The following is a 16,292-nucleotide window of genomic DNA, read 5'->3' as shown; positions in this document are numbered from 1 at the left end:
GAGGGTGGCGCGCCGTCGCACGGGCCAGTCGCGAGGAGACACTTGATGAAAACCGACAGACAACTGCAGCGGGAAGTCGAGGAAGAACTCGAGTGGGACCCCGCGGTCACCGCGACGGATATCGGCGTCGAAGTGACGAACGGCGTCGTCACGCTGTCGGGCCATCCGCCGAGCTTCGCAGAAAAACTGGCCGCCGAAAAAGCCGCGCAGCGCGTGGCCGGTGTGAAGGCGGTCGCGGTGGACATGCAAGTCCGCCTGCCGAAGCCGGACCAACACAGCGACGAGGACGTGGCGGGCGCGGTTCACGCGATCCTTTACTGGAGCGTCGCGGTACCCCACGATGCGATCAAGATTCAGGTGGAGAAAGGCTGGGTCACGCTGACGGGTATGGTCGACTGGGCCTACCAGCGCCACATCGTCGCGCGCGCGCTCGGCCAGATGCGTGGCATTCGCGGCCTGACGAACGCGATCGAGGTGCGCCGCAAGGTGGCGTCCGAAGAGATCAGCAAGAACATCGAAGAGGCGATGCGGCGGCACGTCGAGCGCGAAGTCAGACACATCGGCGTCGACGTGAAGGACGGCACGGTCACGCTGACGGGCAAGGTGGGCTCCTACGCGGAACGCAAGGTCGTGCGTGGCGTCGCGTGGAGCGCGCCCGGCGTGTGCGCGGTGGTCGACGATCTCGTCGTCGATCCGAGCGTTCCGCGCGAACCTGACGGTGATGCAGCCGAACGCTAACAGCCACGCTCCCACTCGCGACCGACAATGCCGTTCGACCGTTGCACAGGCCTAAAGCTGCCCGAGCTCGACGCTTTGCCCATACACCGGCACCTCGCATGACCAGCCGAGCGTCTCGACGATGTGCCGCCGCATCGCATCGGCCGCGGCGGGCTCGCCATGTGTGACGAACGTGCGAGCGGGCGCGTCGGTCAGACTCGACAGCCAGTTCAGCAGCTCGCGGTAATCGGCATGCGCGGATAGCGACGGGATCGATTCGACGTTCGCGCGCACCCGCACGTATTCGCCGAACAATTTGATCGACGGCTCATGGGCCGCCAGCGCCGCGCCGCGCGTGCCGGCCGCCTGGTAGCCGACCAGCGCGATCGTATTGCGCGGATCGGACGCATACAGCCGCAGGTGATGCAGTACGCGCCCGCCGGTCGCCATGCCGCTGCCGGCGATGATCACCATCGGCCCGTTATGCGACGCGATCGCCTTCGACTGATCGACGTTTCTGACCATGATCGCGGCTTTGTCGATCGCATTCGCGTCGGAGATCGTCAGGCGATGTTCGGCGAGATGCCTGCGATACACGTCGGTGACGCTGGTCGCCATCGGACTGTCCAGATAGACGGGCACGTGCGCCATGCGCCCGTTCTCCTTCAGCTTCGCGATGTGGTAAAGGACCTCCTGCGCGCGCCCGACCGCGAAGCACGGCATCACCACCACGCCGCCTTTGGCGAAGGTTCGGCTGAAGATCCGTTCGAGATCGTCGCGCGGATTCGAATCCGGATGCAGGCGGTCGCCGTAGGTCGATTCGACGACCAGGTAATCGGCATGCGCGAGCGGCGCGGGCGCACGCATGATCGGGTCTTCGGGGCGGCCCACGTCGCCGGAGAACGCCAGCACCTTGTGATTGCGGCACATGACGACGCTCGCCGCCCCGAGGATGTGCCCCGACGGCAGAAAGCGGAAGCACAGCCCATGCGGCAGGTCGACCGGCGTGTCGAAGCGGCGGGGCGCAAGCAGATGCAGCGCGCGCTGCGCGTCGTCCTGCGTGTAGAGCGGCAGCGCGGGCCGATGCTTCGAGAAGCCGTGGCGATTCGCGAACTCGGCTTCTTCTTCCTGTAGCTTCGCGCTGTCGCGCAGCATGATGTCGCACAGCGAGGCGGTGCCTGGCGTGCAATAGACGGGACCGCGAAAGCCGTTTCGCGCGAGCAACGGCAGATAGCCGCTGTGGTCGAGATGCGCGTGGGTCAGGATCACCGCGTCGATCGAATCGGCCGGCACCGGCAGCGCGGCCCAGTTGCGCAGCCGCAGGTTTTTGAGGCCCTGAAACAGCCCGCAATCGATGAGGATGCGCAAGCCGGGTTCTTCGAGCAGATACTTCGAACCGGTGACGGTCTCGCTTGCACCGAGAAAGGTCAGCTTCATGATTCCTCCGTTGCTCGCGGATGGATTCTCAGATGGCACCATTTCAACGGATGCGGCCGCCGGGCTTTTGATCTGGATCATCGGTCGCGCAGCGCTCGCGCGCAAACGGCGGCTAGGGGCGCTTGCCCTCGATCAATCGCAGCAAGCCGAGCAAACAGCCACTCTGACGCTTGTCGTATTCCGCTAAGATCGTGCCGGAATTCGCCGCCCCCAAAGACCGCGGCGCCCCCAAAAGCCCAATCTCATCACCAAACACGCAATGGACCGTATCGACGCCATGAAGGTATTCGTCGCCACGCTCGACGAGGGAAGTCTGGCGGGCGCAGGCCGCCGGCTGGGCCGCTCGCCCGCGGCGGTGAGCCGGGCCATCGCGTTTCTGGAGACGCACACGGGCACGCCGCTGCTACATCGCACCACGCGCACGATCCGGCTCAGCGAAGCGGGCGAGCGCTATGCGCAAGCGTGCCGGCGTATCCTCGCGGATCTCGAGGAGGCGGACCTGCTCGCCGCCGACGAGCGCTCCGCGCCGCGCGGCCTGCTTGGCGTGACCGCGGCGGTGGCGGTGGGCGAGGAGGTGTTGCGCCCGATCGTCGATGCGTTTCTCGACCGCCACCCGCAGGCGTCGATCCGTCTGCACCTGCACGACCGGCCCGTCAGCATCGTCGACGAGGGCATCGACGTCGCGTTGCGCATCGCGCATCTGCAGGACTCGACGCTCGTCGCCATTCCGGTGGGCGAGGTGAGGCGGGTGGTGGTCGCTTCGCCCGACTATCTCGCCACGCATCGGGCCATCGCGGTGCCGGCCGATCTCGCCAGCCATCCAATCATTTCAATGACGCATTTCGGACTCGACTCGTGGAGCTTTCCGTCCGCGCGTCAAACGGCGCTGCCGCAGGTCGTACGGTTCACGCCGCGCTCCATCGTCAACACGATCCGCGCGGCGCGGGCTTCGGCTGTGGACGGGCACGGCGTCACGCGGCTTTTCTCGTATCACGTGGCCGAACAGGTCAGGGCCGGTGCGCTGAAGATCGTGCTGCGCGACAACGAGCATGCGCCGCTGCCCGTCAATCTGGTAACGCCACAAGGCCGCCTTGCGGTGCCGAAGGTGCGCAGTTTCGTCGATTTCGCCGCGCCATTGCTGCGCGAGTATTTCGAGCGGGCCCAGCAAATTACCGACGCCGATCGACGCTGATTCGATCGCTACGCGGAAGAATGACTTCCGCAGCGCGGTGATTCTCTCGAAACGCGACCCGATCTAGACTGGCTCCCTATTCATCAGGTGCTTAACAGCATCCACCATGGGAGTCGTCATGCAGCAAGCCGTCTCGAATCCGGCCGCATCGGCCGGCTATAACGTCTGGCGAGGCACGCTCGCCGGGGCCAGCGCGAGCCTGATCGGCATCGGTCTCGCGCGTTTCGCCTATACGCCGCTTTTGCCCGCCATCATCGGCGCGCACTGGTTTCCCGCCTCGACAGCCGCTTATCTGGGCGCGGCGAACCTCGGCGGCTATCTGGCCGGCGCGCTGCTGGCGGGCTCGATGGTGCGAGTCGCAAAACCCGCCACCGTGCTGCGCGCGATGATGCTGCTCGTGACCATCGCGTTCGTCGCCTGCGCGGTGCCCGTGTCGTTCCTGTGGTTTTTCGTCTGGCGCCTGGCGTCGGGGATCGCGGGCGGCGCATTGATGGTGCTCGCCGCGCCGACGATCCTTGCGCACGTGCCGGCGGCGCGCCGGGGCTTCGCGAGCGGCGGCATCTTCACGGGGATCGGGCTCGGCATCGCGGCCTCCGGCACGATCGTGCCGATTCTGTTGCACCAGGGGCTCACCTGGACGTGGCTCGGACTCGCAGCCGTTTCGCTCGTGCTGAGCGCCGTGGCCTGGAACGGCTGGCCCGAGCAGGCGGCGCCCGCGCACGCGGCCGCGCATTCGCGCTTCGAAAAAGCGCCTGCGTATCCCCGCGCCGGCCTGCGTGCGCTCTATGCCGAATATGGGCTGAACGCTGTGGGGCTCGTGCCGCACATGCTGTTTCTCGTCGATTTCGTCGCACGCGGGCTCGGCCGCGGCGTCGATGCGGGCGCCGAATTCTGGGTGTTGTACGGCCTGGGCGCGATCGTCGGGCCGCTCGCGGCGGGGCATCTTGCCGATCGCGCGGGCTTCGGCCGCGCGCTGCGCGTCGCGTTTCTGGTGCAGGCCGTTGCGGTCGCGATTCCGGCCGCGGGCTTATTCGGACCGGCGGGGCTGATGGTGTCCGCCTTTATCGTGGGCGCGTTCACGCCGGGCATCGTGCCGCTGGCGCTCGGTCGCGTGAACGAGTTGCTCGTGCACCATCCGTCCGCCGTCAAGGACGCATGGAGCCGCGCGACGACGAGCTTCGCCGTGATGCAGGCGCTCGCGGCCTACGGTCTTTCGTTCGTGTTCTCTTCGAGCGGCGGCAATTATCCGGCGCTCTACGCGATTGGCGCGGTGGCGCTTCTGTTCGCACTCGCCGTCGATCTGTTCGCCGCGCGGAGCGCCAAATGAATGCGACGGTGTCGTCTTCACCGGCCGCGCGCGGCGGGCGTGGTTATGGCATGCTCGGCGCTCGGGAGCATGCTGCTGGCCGCGCGCCTCGGCGCGCTGGCCGATCGGTCAGGAAGCTGGCGCATGATCGTTGCGTGCCTCGTGCTCACGGGGCTCGCGATGGTGCCGCAGGCGTCCGTCACGCAGCGGTGGCAGTTCGCGGCTTTGCGTGTGCCGTGGGTATGACGCTCGCGGGCCTGTTGCCGTCGATCGGCAAGCTCGCGCGCTGGCTGCACGGCCGCGCCGGAGCCTGACAAGCTGGCAAGCCGGCATGTACATTGAACCTTTTAACGCATCCGGTGGGAAGGGAACATGAGCACTCAAGCGGACAATCGCGCGTTACTGCGCACGCTCGGCATCCACAAGCCGATCATTCAGGCGCCGATGGCCGGCGTCACCACGCCGGCGCTCGCGGCCGCGGTGTCGAACGCGGGCGGTCTGGGCTCGCTCGGCGTTGCCGCGATGAACCCAGAGAACGCGCGCCGGGCAATCCACCAGACCCGCGAGCTAACGACGAAGCCGTTCAACATCAACGTGTTCTGCCATCGTCCGGCCACCCCCGATGCGGCCGTCGAGCGTGCATGGCTCGATTGGCTCGAACCGGTGTTCCGGCAATACGGCGCGACGCCGCCGCAAGCGCTCTCCGAGATCTACACGAGTTTCGTCGTCGACACCGCGATGCAGGCGATGCTGCTCGCGGAGAAGCCGGCCGTCGTCAGCTTCCATTTCGGCTTGCCGCCCGATGCGGTGATCGCGCAACTGAAGCACGCGGGCATCCGTTTGCTGGCGAGCGCGACCAATCTCGATGAAGCGGCGGCGGCCGTCGAAGCAGGCGTCGATGCGATCGTCGCGCAGGGCATCGAGGCGGGCGGTCATCGCGGAATCTTCGACACGACCGGGCGCGACGAGCGCCTCGGCACGTTCGCGCTGACGCGTCTGCTGGTGTGCGAGTTCGACCTGCCCGTGATCGCCGCGGGCGGCATCATGGACGGCGCCGGCATCGCGGCCGCGCTCGCGCTGGGCGCGCAGGCGGCGCAAATGGGCACGGCCTTCGTCGCGTGCCCGGAAACCTCGATCGACGACGCATATCGCAGCGCGTTGCTCAGCGACGCGGCCCGCTCGACGACATTCACGTCGGCAATTTCGGGGCGCCTCGCGCGCAGCATCGTCAATCGCTTCACCGCACTCGGAGAGGACCCGCGAGCCCCGCGTACACCGTCCTATCCGATCACCTACGACGCGGGCAAGGCGCTCAATGCAGCCGCCAAAGCCAAGGGTGAGTTCGGCTACGGCGCGCAATGGGCGGGCCAGGCCGCGCCGCTTGCGCGTTCGCTGCCCGCCGGCGAGCTGATCGCGCAACTGGAACGCGAAACGCGTGAAAGTATCGAGCGCTTGCAATCGGTGTGGAACTGAGCAGTCTGATTTTCATGCCTCGCATCGATCGAAGACATCGGCACGCGTCCTCGAAACAAAAGAACAAAGGGAGACAGGCATGCAACGCAAATTCGACGATCTGCTGCTGGGCAGCATCGAGCTCTTCTGCCTCGCGGCGGAGCTCGGAAGCTTTACGCTCGCGGCCAACGCCGCGAGTGTCACGCCGGCGGCCGTGAGCCGCTCGGTCGCGCGGCTCGAGGAACGGCTCGGCGTGCGCCTGTTCGTACGCACGACGCGCCAGATCCGTCTGACCGACGCGGGGCGGCGCTATTTCGAGCAGTGCCGTCAGGCCCTGTCGCAACTGATGGACGCCGAGCGCGAAGTGACGGGCGAACAGACCACGCCGGCCGGCGTGCTGCGCATCAGCATGCCGACGCCGTACGGGCACTATCGCGTGTTGCCGCTGCTGCCGGCGTTTCGCAAGCGCTATCCGCAAGTCCGGGTCGAGACGCACCTGAGCAATCGCAACATCGACTTCGCGGACGAGGGCTTCGATCTCGCGATACGCGGACGCGCACCGGCCGATTCAAACCTCGTCGCGCGCAAGCTCGAAGATGCGGAGATGGTCGTGGTGGCGACGCCCGCCTATCTGAAGCGCGCGGGCGTGCCGAAAACCATCGAGGACCTGCAGGCCCACGAATGCATCCAGTTCGAAATGCCGAGCAGCGGGCGTCATCTCGCGTGGACCTTCGAAGGCTCGCCTGAAAATGCCGACGTGCTGACGCGGGGAAGCTATGGAACTTCGGGCGACGCGCTCGCCGGCGTGACGCTCGCGCGTGCCGGCGCGGGTCTCTTTCAGACGTATCGCTTCGTCGTGGCGGACGACCTGCGCGAAGGTCGGCTCGTGGAAGTGTTGCGCGAGGCGGGCGGGCGCACGCGGCCATTCATCCTGCTTTATCCGCACGCGCGCTATCTGACTTCGCGCGTGCGGGCTTTCGTCGAATTTCTGATCGAGCAGTTGGCCAAACCCACGACACCTCCAGTGCCCGCGCCGCGCACGCGCGCGCACTGAGCGGCGCGCGCGGCTTCATCGGCTGGCTCGCTCAGTGTCCCGCGCTCTGGCCGCCGTCCACATGCAGGATCTCGCCAGTCACGAACGGCGCCGAGTCGAGATAGACGATCGCATTCACGATGTCGCTCATCTCGCCCATATGACCCACTGGATGCAATGCGCCGAGCGCCGCATGGGTTTCCGGCGCATGCATCGGTGACTTGATGATGCCGGGCGACACCGCATTGGCGCGAATACCGCGCTTCGCATATTCGATCGCGAGCGAGCGGGTCGCGGCGGCAAGGCCGCCCTTGGTCAGCGAGGCCAGCACGGATGGCACGCCGTCGATCGCGTGATCGACGAGCGTCGTCGTGATGCTGACTACGTGGCCGCGCTCATGCTTTTCCATCTCGGCAATCGCGAGCTGCGTGATGTGGAAGAAGCCCGCGAGATTGATGCCGGTGATCGTCGCGTAATCTTCGGCCGTGTATTGGGTGAACGGCTTGGCCACGAAAATGCCCGCATTGTTGACGAGCGTATCGACACGACCGAAACGCGCGACCGCTGTATCGATCACGCGTCGAGCCGTGGCCGGATCGGCGATGTCACCGGCCACGGTGACGAGGTTGGGATCGTCGGACGGCTTGATGCTGCGCGATGTCGCGACCACGTTATGGCCGAGCTTGCGAAATGCCTTGACGGTTTCGGCGCCGATGCCTTGCGATGCGCCGGTGACCACGATGACTTTGGGAGACTGACTCATAGTGAACCTCGAAGTTGGTTGGATCAGCAATCTGTGATCGGACTGTTGGTTGGTTCCGATGGCTACTAATTTATGCAGTCGTGCTCCGCTTTTGCACACAAGGCGCGGACAAACAGTTGTGAGCCGCAGGAACAAGCGGTGAGTGATGGCGCGTGTCGATAGTGGTCCTGTCGGTGCTGGTCGCGATTGTCGTCGGTAGATCAATTCAGTTTTCCACCGCGTAGCGCATACGACGAGGGAATCCGCTTGCTACAATCTGCATAGTCAAATATATTGAAGTCAGATATCGAGGAAGCGATCGATGACCCGCGTGCTGGACAAGCTCGAGAGGGCAGGCCGTCGCCGCGCGCAACACGCTTCGGAGTCGGACTTCGACGCGTTGAACCTGCTTCTTGCAAGGCTGCTCGACCGCCAGAGCAGCATTTTTTTGGTCATTTATCTGATATTGCAGATAATCGCCCGGCACTGACGGGCGCATCGAACCGAGACGAGGACGTAAATGAATCCATCGACCAATCCAGGCGCGCCGGCCCAGCTGACTGGCGCAAAGTTTGTCCTCGGCACGTTCGCCGTGGCGCTCGCCACCTTCATGAACGTGCTCGATTCGTCGATCGCGAACGTCGCGATTCCGACGCTGTCCGGCAACCTCGGCGTGTCGATCAACGAAGGCACATGGGTCATCACGCTGTTTGCCGCGGCCAACGCGGTGTCGATTCCATTGACAGGGTGGCTCTCGCAGCGCATCGGCCAGGTCAAGCTGTTCGTGTCGGCGATCCTGCTGTTCGTGCTGTCATCGGCGGCGTGCGGGCTCGCGCCGAACCTGCTGGTGCTGCTGATCGCCCGCGTCGTGCAGGGCGCGGTGGCGGGGCCGCTGGTGCCGTTGTCGCAGGCCATGCTGCTCGCGTCGTTTCCGAAGGAAAAAAGTTCGAACGCGTTGGCGTTGTGGGCGATGACGGCGACGGTCGGGCCGATCGCGGGGCCGGCGCTCGGCGGCTGGATCACCGATAGCTACAGCTGGTCGTGGATCTTCTACATCAACGTGCCGGTCGGCCTGTTTGCCGCGGGCGCGATCTGGGCGATCTACCGCGATCGCGAGACGCCGGCCCGCAAACTCCCGATCGACAAGGTCGGCCTGATCTCGCTGATCGCATGGGTCGCGCCGCTGCAGATCATGCTCGACAAGGGCCGCGACCTCGACTGGTTCAGCTCGCCGGTGATCTGGGCGCTGATGATCGTCGCCGTGGTCAGCTTCCTGTTCTTCCTGATCTGGGAATTGACCGAGGAAAAGCCGATCGTCAACCTGCGGCTTTTCGCCAGACGCAACTTCCTCGGCGGCACGATTGCGATTTCGGTCGCCTATGCGATCTTCTTCGCCAATCTCGTGATCCTGCCGCAGTGGATTCAGGGCTTCCTCGGCTACCGCGCGGTGGACGCGGGGCTCGTGACCGCGCCGCTCGGCATTTTCGCCGTGATCCTCGCGCCGGTGATGGGCAAGCTCATGCCGCGCTCGGACATGCGGGTGCTCGCCACGCTTGCGTTCGTCGGATTCGCCGGAGTGTTCTTCATGCGTTCCAACTACACGACCGGCGCCGACGCGTGGACGCTCGTGCTGCCCACTTTGCTGCAAGGTATTCCGACCGCGCTGTTCTTCACGCCGCTGACAGCGATCATCCTGTCGGGTCTAAAGCCGGAGGAGATTCCGGCGGCGGCGGGTCTGTCCAACTTCGTGCGGATTTTCGCGGGAGCCGTGGGCACCTCGCTGATGAGCAACGCGTGGAGCGACCGTACGATCCTCCACCATGCACGACTTGCCGAGCAAAGCAGCGTAGAGGACCCTGGTTTTTCCGGCGCGATCGCGCACCTGCAGGCGGCACTAGACGCGAGCATTCCCAAGGCCACGGCGTTTTACGAGGCTTCGCTGAACGCGCAGGCCACGATGCTGGGCCTGAACGACATCTTCTGGATCTCGGCGGTGATCTTCGTCGTGATCATCCCGCTGATCTGGGTGACGAAGCCGACCAAAGCTGGCGCCGCGGGCGCGGCGGCCGCCGGTGGACATTGAACCCGATTGGCCAACCCGATTTGGGGCGGAAAATGAAACACACCATCCTCTTGTTGACATTATCTGACAATGCAGATAATGTTCGAATCAACAAGGAGGACGCCGCCATGGACCACTACACGACGAAGAACTTCATGCTTACACAGAGTATCGGCTTCAGGCTCGTCAAGGCCCGCAACGTCGTCGTCGCGGAAATGGACGCGGCCCTCAAGGACCTCGACATCAACGGTCAGCAAATGGGCATCCTGCTTTCGCTGAAGCAGGGTGTGGCAACCACGCCTTTCGAGCTGTCGAAGCTGCTCGGAATCGACACCGGCCTGATGACGCGGATGCTGGACAAGCTGGAAACGAAGGGGCTGCTGCAACGATCGCGCGACCCGCAAGATCGCCGCGTGGTCAATCTGACGTTGACCGCGGAGGGGCAGAAAACCGCGGCGCGAATTCCGGAAGTCGCACCGCATGTGTTGAACGCCCGCTTGCGCAAATTCACGAAGGCCGAGTTTGCCGAGCTGGACCGCCTGCTTCGAAAGTTCACAGGCGATTGAGCGGCGCGGCCGTGGGCCGCGCTTTTTTTCACCATTAATCTGATTTGTCAGAAAATGAAAACGCAGCCTTCTAAGGCCAACATCGTCGGCCGTTCGCTGAAGCTCGGTGTTTCGGTGATCTCTTTCGCAGTGCTGGCAGCATGTGCAAACTATGCGGGCATCCACAGCGACAAACAGATCGATCAACCACAACAGCTGGAAACGTCCCGGAGCCTCCCGCAAGAGCAGGGGCATTGGCCGTCGGCCGACTGGGTCGACCAGTTCGGCGACGCGCAACTGAAAGTTTTAATCGCCGAGGCGCTGCAAGGCAGCCCGACGCTCGAGCAGGCGCGCGCCCGGGTCGCGCAGGCCCAAGCCTATAGCGAAACGGCGAAGGCGAATACGCTGCCGCGCGTCGACGCGTCGTACACGCTGACGCGCCAGCAATTCAGCAGCACTGCGTTGATTCCGCCGCCGTACGCCGGCTCCTGGCAGACCGAGAACAAGGAGCTGCTCAGCGCTTCTTACGATCTCGACCTGTGGGGCAAGAACCGCGAGGCGCTGCGCGCGGCTGTCTCCGAGGCGTCCGCGAGCGAGGCCGACGCGCAAGTCGTCCGGCTCACGCTCGACACCTCGATCGCCCGCAGTTACAACGAGCTGGCTCGGCTCTACGCTTTGCGCGACATCGCGCAGCAGGAAGTCGCGCGGCGCGAGCAGATCGAGCGCATCACCGCGGGCCGGATCGCAAACGGACTCGACACCGAATTGGAGCGCAAGACAGCCGAGGCGAATTTGTCGACCAGCCGCGCCCGCGTCAGCGCGCTCGACGGCAGCATCCGGAGCACCCGGTATCAACTGGCGGCGTTGCTTGGCAAGGGTCCCGACCGCGGACTGGCAATCACGCGGCCGACGCTCGCCGGCGACGACGACGTGCGTCTGCCGGACAACCTGCCGGCCGATCTACTGAGCCGGCGGCCCGACATCGTCGCGGCGCGCTGGCGCGTCGATGCGATCACGCACGAAGTGAAGGAAGCGAAGGCCGAGTTCTATCCCGACATCAACCTGAGCGCCGCGATCGGTTTAGACGCGTTCGGCTTCGGCCGCTTCCTGAGCGCCGCGAGCCGCACCGCATCGGTGGGCCCGGCGATCCATCTGCCGATCTTCGATGCGGGCGAGTTGCGCGCGCAGTTGAAGGGCCGCTACGCCGAGTTCGACTATGCGGTGGCGACCTACAACCAGACGCTGATCGGCGCGCTGAGCGGCGTGGCCACGCAAATCGCGCAGATCCGTTCGAGCGACGCGCAGCTCGGCGATGCGCTGGCCGCGCAGCAGGCCGCGAGCGATGCCGATCGCCTGGCGACCACGCAATACAAGGCCGGCCTGACCAACCAGCTGACCGTGCTCAACGCCGACGTCACCGCGCTGAACGCCGACGAGGCGATCGCCAATCTGAAGATGAACCGTCGCGACCAGCAGATCCAGCTCGCGTCGGCGTTGGGCGGCGGCTATGTCGATACGTCGGCACAAACCGGCCATCACGGGGACGTCGCCGCCGCACCCACCAGTCAAGTCAAATCCGCGGTTGCCGCCCGTTGAACGGCACGTCGGGAGACCTATCAGGAGAACTGCAATGAGCGATTCGATCACGACCGACCGCGAACTGGCGGATCGGGAAGAGGAACAGAGGGCCGGCACGCCAGCGCCGGTCACGCCCCAAGGCGACGACAAGTCCACGCCGCCGGCACGCCGCAAGCGCCTGATCGCGCTGCTCGGCGCCGCGGTGGTGCTCGCGGGCGCGGCCTACGGCGCCTACTACTTCACCGAGGGCCGCTATCACGAACAGACCGACGATGCGTACGTCAGCGGTAATCTCGTGCAACTGACGCCGCAGGTCACCGGCACGGTGATCGCCGTCAACACCGACGACACCCAAATCGTGAAGCAAGGCGACGCCGTCGTCACGCTCGATCCGGCCGATGCAAAACTCGCGCTCGCCGATGCCGAAGCGCAGCTCGGCCAGACCGTGCGCCGCGTTAGCGGCTTGTATGTCAACAATGACTTCTATGCGGCGCATGTCGCGCAGCGCGAAGCCGATCTGAGCCGAGCCCGCGACGACTTGCACCGCCGCGAGGCCGTCGCCGATACAGGCGCCGTGTCCGCCGAGGACATCGCGCACGCCCGCGACGCGGTCAGCGTCGCGCAGGCCGCGCTCGACGCCGCGCGCCAGCAGGGCGAAGCCAATCACGCGCTGACCGACCGCACGACGGTCGAACAGCATCCGGACGTGCAGGCCGCCGCCGCGAAAGTGCGGACCGCGTGGCTCGCCTATGCGCGTGATACGTTGCCGGCGCCGGTGACCGGCTATGTCGCGCAACGCCGGGTTCAGGTCGGCCAGCGCGTTGCACCCGGCACGCCGCTGATGGCGATCGTGCCGCTCGACGGGGTCTGGGTCGACGCGAACTTCAAGGAAGTGCAGCTCAAGCACATGCGGATTGGCCAGCGGGTCACGCTTACCTCGGACGTCTACGGCCGAGGCGCCAGGTATCACGGACGTATCGAGGGCTTCTCAGCGGGCACGGGCAGCGCGTTCGCGACGCTGCCGGCGCAGAACGCCACCGGCAACTGGATCAAGATCGTGCAGCGGCTGCCGGTGCGCATCGCGCTCGATCCGGCCGAGCTGGCCGCGCATCCGCTGCGCATCGGACTGTCGATGGCAGTCGATGCCGACACGCGCGACGAATCCGGTTCGCAGTTGGGCGCGGCGCGGAACACGCGCTACAGCACCGATGTTTTTGCGCAATACGATGCACAGGCCGATGCCGAGATCGACAAGATCATCGGGCAAAACCAAATGGTCTCGCGCGCGCCGGTCACGCAACCGCAATCGCAGCGCGTGGCGACGCATCAGCGCAAGGCGAACGCTGGTTGATCCGAATCAGCGCGAGCCGTTCGCGACAGAGCACGAAACGGCAGGGGGCGCTAGTATCTGCATCGTCATTCGGCGGTGCGATCGGTGCGACGGTCAGTGGCTGGTCGATGACACGCTATGGCCGGACGGGCATCGTCCCATTCGGTATCGCGCTGGGCATTCTCGCCACCGCGATTCACTGGGTCGGCACGCCGCGAGGAACCGTGGCCGGGGTCCAGACAAATCCGGATGATTGCGAGCTACGCCTGGCTCTAACGTTGCTGACTGGGGAGGGAAAACGTGAAGTTCTCGATGAAAACCGAAATCCGCGCAAACGATGTTTCGACGATCGAGCATGCAATGAAGTCGGTGGACCCCGACGCGAAAGTCGCGGTCGACGTTGGCGCGCAAAGCGTGAGCGTCGACTCGTGGTTGATGCCCGAGGAGTTTCTCGTCGCGTTCCACGACGAGGACTACGACGTGGCCATCAAGGAGTGGTGACACGAACGACGCTCGCGGCGGTATCGCGGCGGGCGGATAGCTGACGCGAGGAATGCGGTGCAGCGTGCCGCGAAGCGGGAAGGGCGAGCATCGTGCGCGGTGCGAGTCGATCAGACGGGCAGAATCTCAGCGATGACGACGATCACGACGGCGGCGTTGGCGGGACCCTGGCTATGCGAGAACGCCGAACGCGCATGTCCCGCCTTGTCACCAAGCACGGCGGCGAACAGATCCGACGCGCCATCGACCACGGCAGGCTGATCGAAAAAACCATCGGCGGAACTGACGTGCCCCTCGACGCGAACGATATGATTCAGGCGCTCGAAGCCGCCGAGATGCCGCGAGATCTGCGCGAGCACGTTGAGCCCGGCGAGTTGGGCGGCCTTGCGGCCCTGTTCGAGTGTCAGGGTCTCGCCGACGCGCCCCGTATAGACCATCTTGCCGGCGGACAACGGCACCTGCCCGGAGATGAAGAGCAGGTTGCCGGCTTCGCTGACAGCCGTATAGCTGCCGAGCGGTTGCGGCGGAGCAGGCAGTTCGAGACCGAGGTCGGCGAGTTTCTGTTGGACGGACATGATGAGCTCCTTGAGTGTGGTGTCGAGTGCGGGCGGCGCTAGACCGTTTACTGGCCTGCGCTCTGGCCGCCGTCCACGTGCAGGATTTCGCCAGTCACGAACGGTGCCGAGTCGAGATAGAGGATCGCATTGACGATGTCACTCATGTCGCCCATGCGCCCGACCGGATGCATCGCGGCGAGCGCCGCGTGCGATTCGGCGGGATGCATCGGCGATTTGATGATGCCGGGCGACACCGCATTGGCGCGGATACCGGCGTGCGCATATTCGATGGCGAGCGAACGGGTCGCGGCATTCAGACCGCCTTTCGTCAGCGACGCGAGCACCGACGGCACCTTGCTGTTTGCCTTTTCCGCGAGCGTCGTGGTCACGCTGACCACGTGGCCGCTGCCATGCTTCTGCATCGCTTCGATCGCGTATTGGGTAATGTGAAAGAAGCCGTTCAGGTTCACGTTCAGGATCGCCGCGTAGTCTTCGGCAGTGTACTGCGTGAAAGGCTTCGCGATGAAGATCCCCGCGTTGTTGACGAGCGTATCGACGCGGCCGAAGTGCTCGATGGCAGCGTCGACGACGCGGCGAGCGGTAGCAGCGTCGCCGAGGTCGCCGGCCACGGCGACATAGTCGGCCTCGACGGCCGGTGCGATGGAACGAGCCGTGGCGACGACGCGATGACCCTGCGCGCGGAAAGCCTTGACGGTTTCAGCGCCGATGCCTTGCGATGCGCCGGTGACGATGATGACCTTGGAAGTGCTCATGGTTTGTCTCACAGTGTGATTGATTCGGCCTGCTGGCCGTTCGAATCGATGGACTCGATGCAGCGCACTTTAGGCGCATCCGCCGCGAATTCGAACACACACCGTGGACAAAGAGTCTTGCGCCACGAGAACAAATCTCGTGGAATCGGCCGGCTACAGCCAGCGCCAGATGCCCGCCGGCCAACCGGAAAGCGGGATATGCGCCCAGGTCGCCACGAGCCAGAAAACCACGCCGCCAACCAGCGCGTGCATGCCGAACCCACCCAGCCGCGCGCGGCCGGCGGCGATCGCCGCGAACGGCAGATAGCTCGTCTTCGATTCCCACGCGGGCCACAGATCGGGTTGCAGTCGCCGCTTCTTGCGGTCCTGCAATGTGGCGCCGACCAGCGCGAGGATGATGATCGCCCCGGCAAGCACGATGTTTCGGGTGACCGGGAGAACGGCGATGTGGCACAGTCCCCACAGCGCGAACGACCACATCATCGGGTGACGTGTGACCGCGTACACGCCGTGCGCCGCTTCGGGCAGAGCGGCGGGCCGGCCACCGGTGGGCAACGCCGGGTTGCGGATCAGCGAGCCCATCAGAAGGATCGATGCGATCAGCATGACCACGGTCACAACCGCCCACAGCACGTTGCCTGCCGGCCATAGCGGCTCGGAGACGGGCGTCCGGTCGTAAGCCATGACCATCCAGCCGAAAGTCAGTATCGCGATCAGCGAATAGACGCCCATGGCGGCCCGTTCGCCGATTGCCCGGACCATACCGGCCCGCAGCGGATGGGACAGGAGAAAGTGGCTGCCGACAAAAGCGAACGCCGCCACGACAAGTGTGCTTTCCATGGGCCCGGCTCCTCGAGTCAGATGATCGGTCGAACGTGTGCACTGGAGAATACTACTTCGTGTGCCGCAATGAGCGCGGCAAGCCTTTCGCGAGTTCGATTGCCGCGCGCGGGCAGCCGGCTTGGGTTACTAGCCTTTGCACGGCCCGTCGACGGGACGTGAGCCGCCCGTCGTTAAAGAGAGTAGGTGATCGATCTCTCGCTGAAGTCAACTTTGCAAGGCAGAGA

The 16,292-nt window shown here is 65.2% G+C and carries 17 protein-coding genes and 2 pseudogenes; 14 read left to right on the top strand and 5 right to left on the bottom strand.

Annotation, left to right across the window (positions count from 1 at the left end):
* The first annotated feature begins 45 nt into the window (after window positions 1-45).
* Window positions 46-738 (top strand): BON domain-containing protein, encoded by a 693-nt coding sequence (locus tag BC1002_RS07785; RefSeq protein ID WP_013089510.1) that lies wholly within the window; start codon window positions 46-48, stop codon window positions 736-738.
* A 51-nt stretch (window positions 739-789) separates the two neighbouring features.
* Here BC1002_RS07785 and BC1002_RS07780 read toward each other — a convergent pair whose 3' ends face one another.
* On the bottom strand, window positions 790-2,154 hold the full coding sequence (locus BC1002_RS07780; protein ID WP_013089509.1) for an MBL fold metallo-hydrolase RNA specificity domain-containing protein: 1,365 nt from the start codon (window positions 2,152-2,154) through the stop codon (window positions 790-792).
* Here BC1002_RS07780 and BC1002_RS07775 point away from each other — a divergent pair.
* The 6 genes and pseudogenes from BC1002_RS07775 to BC1002_RS07750 all read left to right on the top strand — a co-directional run bounded on the left by BC1002_RS07775 (window position 2,153) and on the right by BC1002_RS07750 (window position 7,158).
* Window positions 2,153-2,341: a hypothetical protein gene (locus BC1002_RS07775; protein ID WP_041734360.1), complete on the top strand. Its 189-nt coding sequence runs from the start codon at window positions 2,153-2,155 to the stop codon at window positions 2,339-2,341. The two genes, BC1002_RS07780 and BC1002_RS07775, sit on opposite strands and share 2 nt — an antisense overlap.
* Before the next feature lie 72 nt (window positions 2,342-2,413).
* The gene (locus BC1002_RS07770; protein ID WP_013089508.1) at window positions 2,414-3,346 is read left to right on the top strand and encodes a LysR family transcriptional regulator; all 933 of its coding nucleotides are present in this window, start codon (window positions 2,414-2,416) and stop codon (window positions 3,344-3,346) included.
* A 118-nt stretch (window positions 3,347-3,464) separates the two neighbouring features.
* Window positions 3,465-4,673 carry a YbfB/YjiJ family MFS transporter gene (locus BC1002_RS07765; protein WP_013089507.1) on the top strand — a complete coding sequence of 403 codons (1,209 nt, stop codon included), beginning with the start codon at window positions 3,465-3,467 and terminating at the stop codon, window positions 4,671-4,673.
* A gap of 18 nt (window positions 4,674-4,691) precedes the next feature.
* Window positions 4,692-4,939 (top strand): annotated as a pseudogene (locus BC1002_RS07760) (MFS transporter); the annotation flags it as partial.
* Between the two features lie 85 nt (window positions 4,940-5,024).
* A complete protein-coding gene (locus BC1002_RS07755) occupies window positions 5,025-6,125 on the top strand; it encodes an NAD(P)H-dependent flavin oxidoreductase (RefSeq protein ID WP_013089506.1) in 1,101 nt (366 codons plus the stop codon).
* A 79-nt stretch (window positions 6,126-6,204) separates the two neighbouring features.
* Window positions 6,205-7,158, top strand: coding sequence for a LysR family transcriptional regulator (locus BC1002_RS07750; protein WP_013089505.1), 954 nt, complete (start codon window positions 6,205-6,207; stop codon window positions 7,156-7,158).
* 31 nt (window positions 7,159-7,189) lie between these two features.
* Here BC1002_RS07750 and BC1002_RS07745 read toward each other — a convergent pair whose 3' ends face one another.
* A complete protein-coding gene (locus BC1002_RS07745; RefSeq protein ID WP_013089504.1) occupies window positions 7,190-7,900 on the bottom strand; it encodes an SDR family NAD(P)-dependent oxidoreductase in 711 nt (236 codons plus the stop codon).
* A gap of 301 nt (window positions 7,901-8,201) precedes the next feature.
* Here BC1002_RS07745 and BC1002_RS37670 point away from each other — a divergent pair, with 301 nt between their 5' ends.
* The 7 genes and pseudogenes from BC1002_RS37670 to BC1002_RS07720 all read left to right on the top strand — a co-directional run bounded on the left by BC1002_RS37670 (window position 8,202) and on the right by BC1002_RS07720 (window position 13,895).
* Entirely contained in the window at window positions 8,202-8,369 is a 168-nt protein-coding gene (locus BC1002_RS37670) for a hypothetical protein (protein ID WP_013089503.1), read from the top strand.
* A gap of 30 nt (window positions 8,370-8,399) precedes the next feature.
* On the top strand, window positions 8,400-9,962 hold the full coding sequence (locus tag BC1002_RS07740; RefSeq protein WP_013089502.1) for a DHA2 family efflux MFS transporter permease subunit: 1,563 nt from the start codon (window positions 8,400-8,402) through the stop codon (window positions 9,960-9,962).
* A gap of 107 nt (window positions 9,963-10,069) precedes the next feature.
* Window positions 10,070-10,507 (top strand): MarR family winged helix-turn-helix transcriptional regulator, encoded by a 438-nt coding sequence (locus BC1002_RS07735; protein ID WP_013089501.1) that lies wholly within the window; start codon window positions 10,070-10,072, stop codon window positions 10,505-10,507.
* Window positions 10,508-10,561: 54 nt separating this feature from the next.
* Window positions 10,562-12,082 carry an efflux transporter outer membrane subunit gene (locus tag BC1002_RS07730; protein ID WP_013089500.1) on the top strand — a complete coding sequence of 507 codons (1,521 nt, stop codon included), beginning with the start codon at window positions 10,562-10,564 and terminating at the stop codon, window positions 12,080-12,082.
* A 34-nt stretch (window positions 12,083-12,116) separates the two neighbouring features.
* On the top strand, window positions 12,117-13,415 hold the full coding sequence (locus BC1002_RS07725; protein WP_013089499.1) for an HlyD/EmrA/EmrK family protein: 1,299 nt from the start codon (window positions 12,117-12,119) through the stop codon (window positions 13,413-13,415).
* A pseudogene (locus BC1002_RS38775) lies at window positions 13,412-13,579 on the top strand (MFS transporter); the annotation flags it as partial. The gene BC1002_RS07725 and the pseudogene BC1002_RS38775, both read left to right, overlap by 4 nt.
* Before the next feature lie 115 nt (window positions 13,580-13,694).
* Window positions 13,695-13,895, top strand: coding sequence for a hypothetical protein (locus BC1002_RS07720; RefSeq protein ID WP_013089498.1), 201 nt, complete (start codon window positions 13,695-13,697; stop codon window positions 13,893-13,895).
* Window positions 13,896-14,005: 110 nt separating this feature from the next.
* Here the strand turns inward: BC1002_RS07720 and BC1002_RS07715 are convergent, their stop codons facing one another.
* The 3 genes from BC1002_RS07715 to BC1002_RS07705 form a co-directional block, all read right to left on the bottom strand.
* Entirely contained in the window at window positions 14,006-14,470 is a 465-nt protein-coding gene (locus tag BC1002_RS07715; RefSeq protein WP_013089497.1) for a RidA family protein, read from the bottom strand.
* Window positions 14,471-14,517: 47 nt separating this feature from the next.
* Window positions 14,518-15,225 (bottom strand): SDR family NAD(P)-dependent oxidoreductase, encoded by a 708-nt coding sequence (locus BC1002_RS07710; protein ID WP_013089496.1) that lies wholly within the window; start codon window positions 15,223-15,225, stop codon window positions 14,518-14,520.
* A gap of 153 nt (window positions 15,226-15,378) precedes the next feature.
* Window positions 15,379-16,065, bottom strand: a complete 687-nt coding sequence (locus BC1002_RS07705) for an NnrU family protein (protein ID WP_013089495.1) — start codon at window positions 16,063-16,065, stop codon at window positions 15,379-15,381.
* Window positions 16,066-16,292 lie beyond the last annotated feature (227 nt).

Origin of the sequence: Paraburkholderia atlantica (assembly GCF_000092885.1) — a bacterium.
Classification (GTDB): Bacteria; Pseudomonadota; Gammaproteobacteria; order Burkholderiales; family Burkholderiaceae; genus Paraburkholderia; species Paraburkholderia atlantica.
The sequence above is the reverse complement of the archived record's forward strand: the minus strand, read 5'-3'. Positions and strand labels throughout refer to the sequence as shown.

What these genes read in the sequence shown, in the direction of transcription:
- BC1002_RS07785 (WP_013089510.1), top strand. Translation starts at nt 46, where the DNA reads ATGAAAACCGACAGACAACTGCAGCGGGAAGTCGAGGAAGAACTCGAG.
- BC1002_RS07775 (WP_041734360.1), top strand. Translation starts at nt 2,153, where the DNA reads ATGATTCCTCCGTTGCTCGCGGATGGATTCTCAGATGGCACCATTTCA.
- BC1002_RS07780 (WP_013089509.1), bottom strand. Translation starts at nt 2,154, where the DNA reads ATGAAGCTGACCTTTCTCGGTGCAAGCGAGACCGTCACCGGTTCGAAG.
- BC1002_RS07770 (WP_013089508.1), top strand. Translation starts at nt 2,414, where the DNA reads ATGGACCGTATCGACGCCATGAAGGTATTCGTCGCCACGCTCGACGAG.
- BC1002_RS07765 (WP_013089507.1), top strand. Translation starts at nt 3,465, where the DNA reads ATGCAGCAAGCCGTCTCGAATCCGGCCGCATCGGCCGGCTATAACGTC.
- BC1002_RS07755 (WP_013089506.1), top strand. Translation starts at nt 5,025, where the DNA reads ATGAGCACTCAAGCGGACAATCGCGCGTTACTGCGCACGCTCGGCATC.
- BC1002_RS07750 (WP_013089505.1), top strand. Translation starts at nt 6,205, where the DNA reads ATGCAACGCAAATTCGACGATCTGCTGCTGGGCAGCATCGAGCTCTTC.
- BC1002_RS07745 (WP_013089504.1), bottom strand. Translation starts at nt 7,900, where the DNA reads ATGAGTCAGTCTCCCAAAGTCATCGTGGTCACCGGCGCATCGCAAGGC.
- BC1002_RS37670 (WP_013089503.1), top strand. Translation starts at nt 8,202, where the DNA reads ATGACCCGCGTGCTGGACAAGCTCGAGAGGGCAGGCCGTCGCCGCGCG.
- BC1002_RS07740 (WP_013089502.1), top strand. Translation starts at nt 8,400, where the DNA reads ATGAATCCATCGACCAATCCAGGCGCGCCGGCCCAGCTGACTGGCGCA.
- BC1002_RS07735 (WP_013089501.1), top strand. Translation starts at nt 10,070, where the DNA reads ATGGACCACTACACGACGAAGAACTTCATGCTTACACAGAGTATCGGC.
- BC1002_RS07730 (WP_013089500.1), top strand. Translation starts at nt 10,562, where the DNA reads ATGAAAACGCAGCCTTCTAAGGCCAACATCGTCGGCCGTTCGCTGAAG.
- BC1002_RS07725 (WP_013089499.1), top strand. Translation starts at nt 12,117, where the DNA reads ATGAGCGATTCGATCACGACCGACCGCGAACTGGCGGATCGGGAAGAG.
- BC1002_RS07715 (WP_013089497.1), bottom strand. Translation starts at nt 14,470, where the DNA reads ATGTCCGTCCAACAGAAACTCGCCGACCTCGGTCTCGAACTGCCTGCT.
- BC1002_RS07710 (WP_013089496.1), bottom strand. Translation starts at nt 15,225, where the DNA reads ATGAGCACTTCCAAGGTCATCATCGTCACCGGCGCATCGCAAGGCATC.
- BC1002_RS07705 (WP_013089495.1), bottom strand. Translation starts at nt 16,065, where the DNA reads ATGGAAAGCACACTTGTCGTGGCGGCGTTCGCTTTTGTCGGCAGCCAC.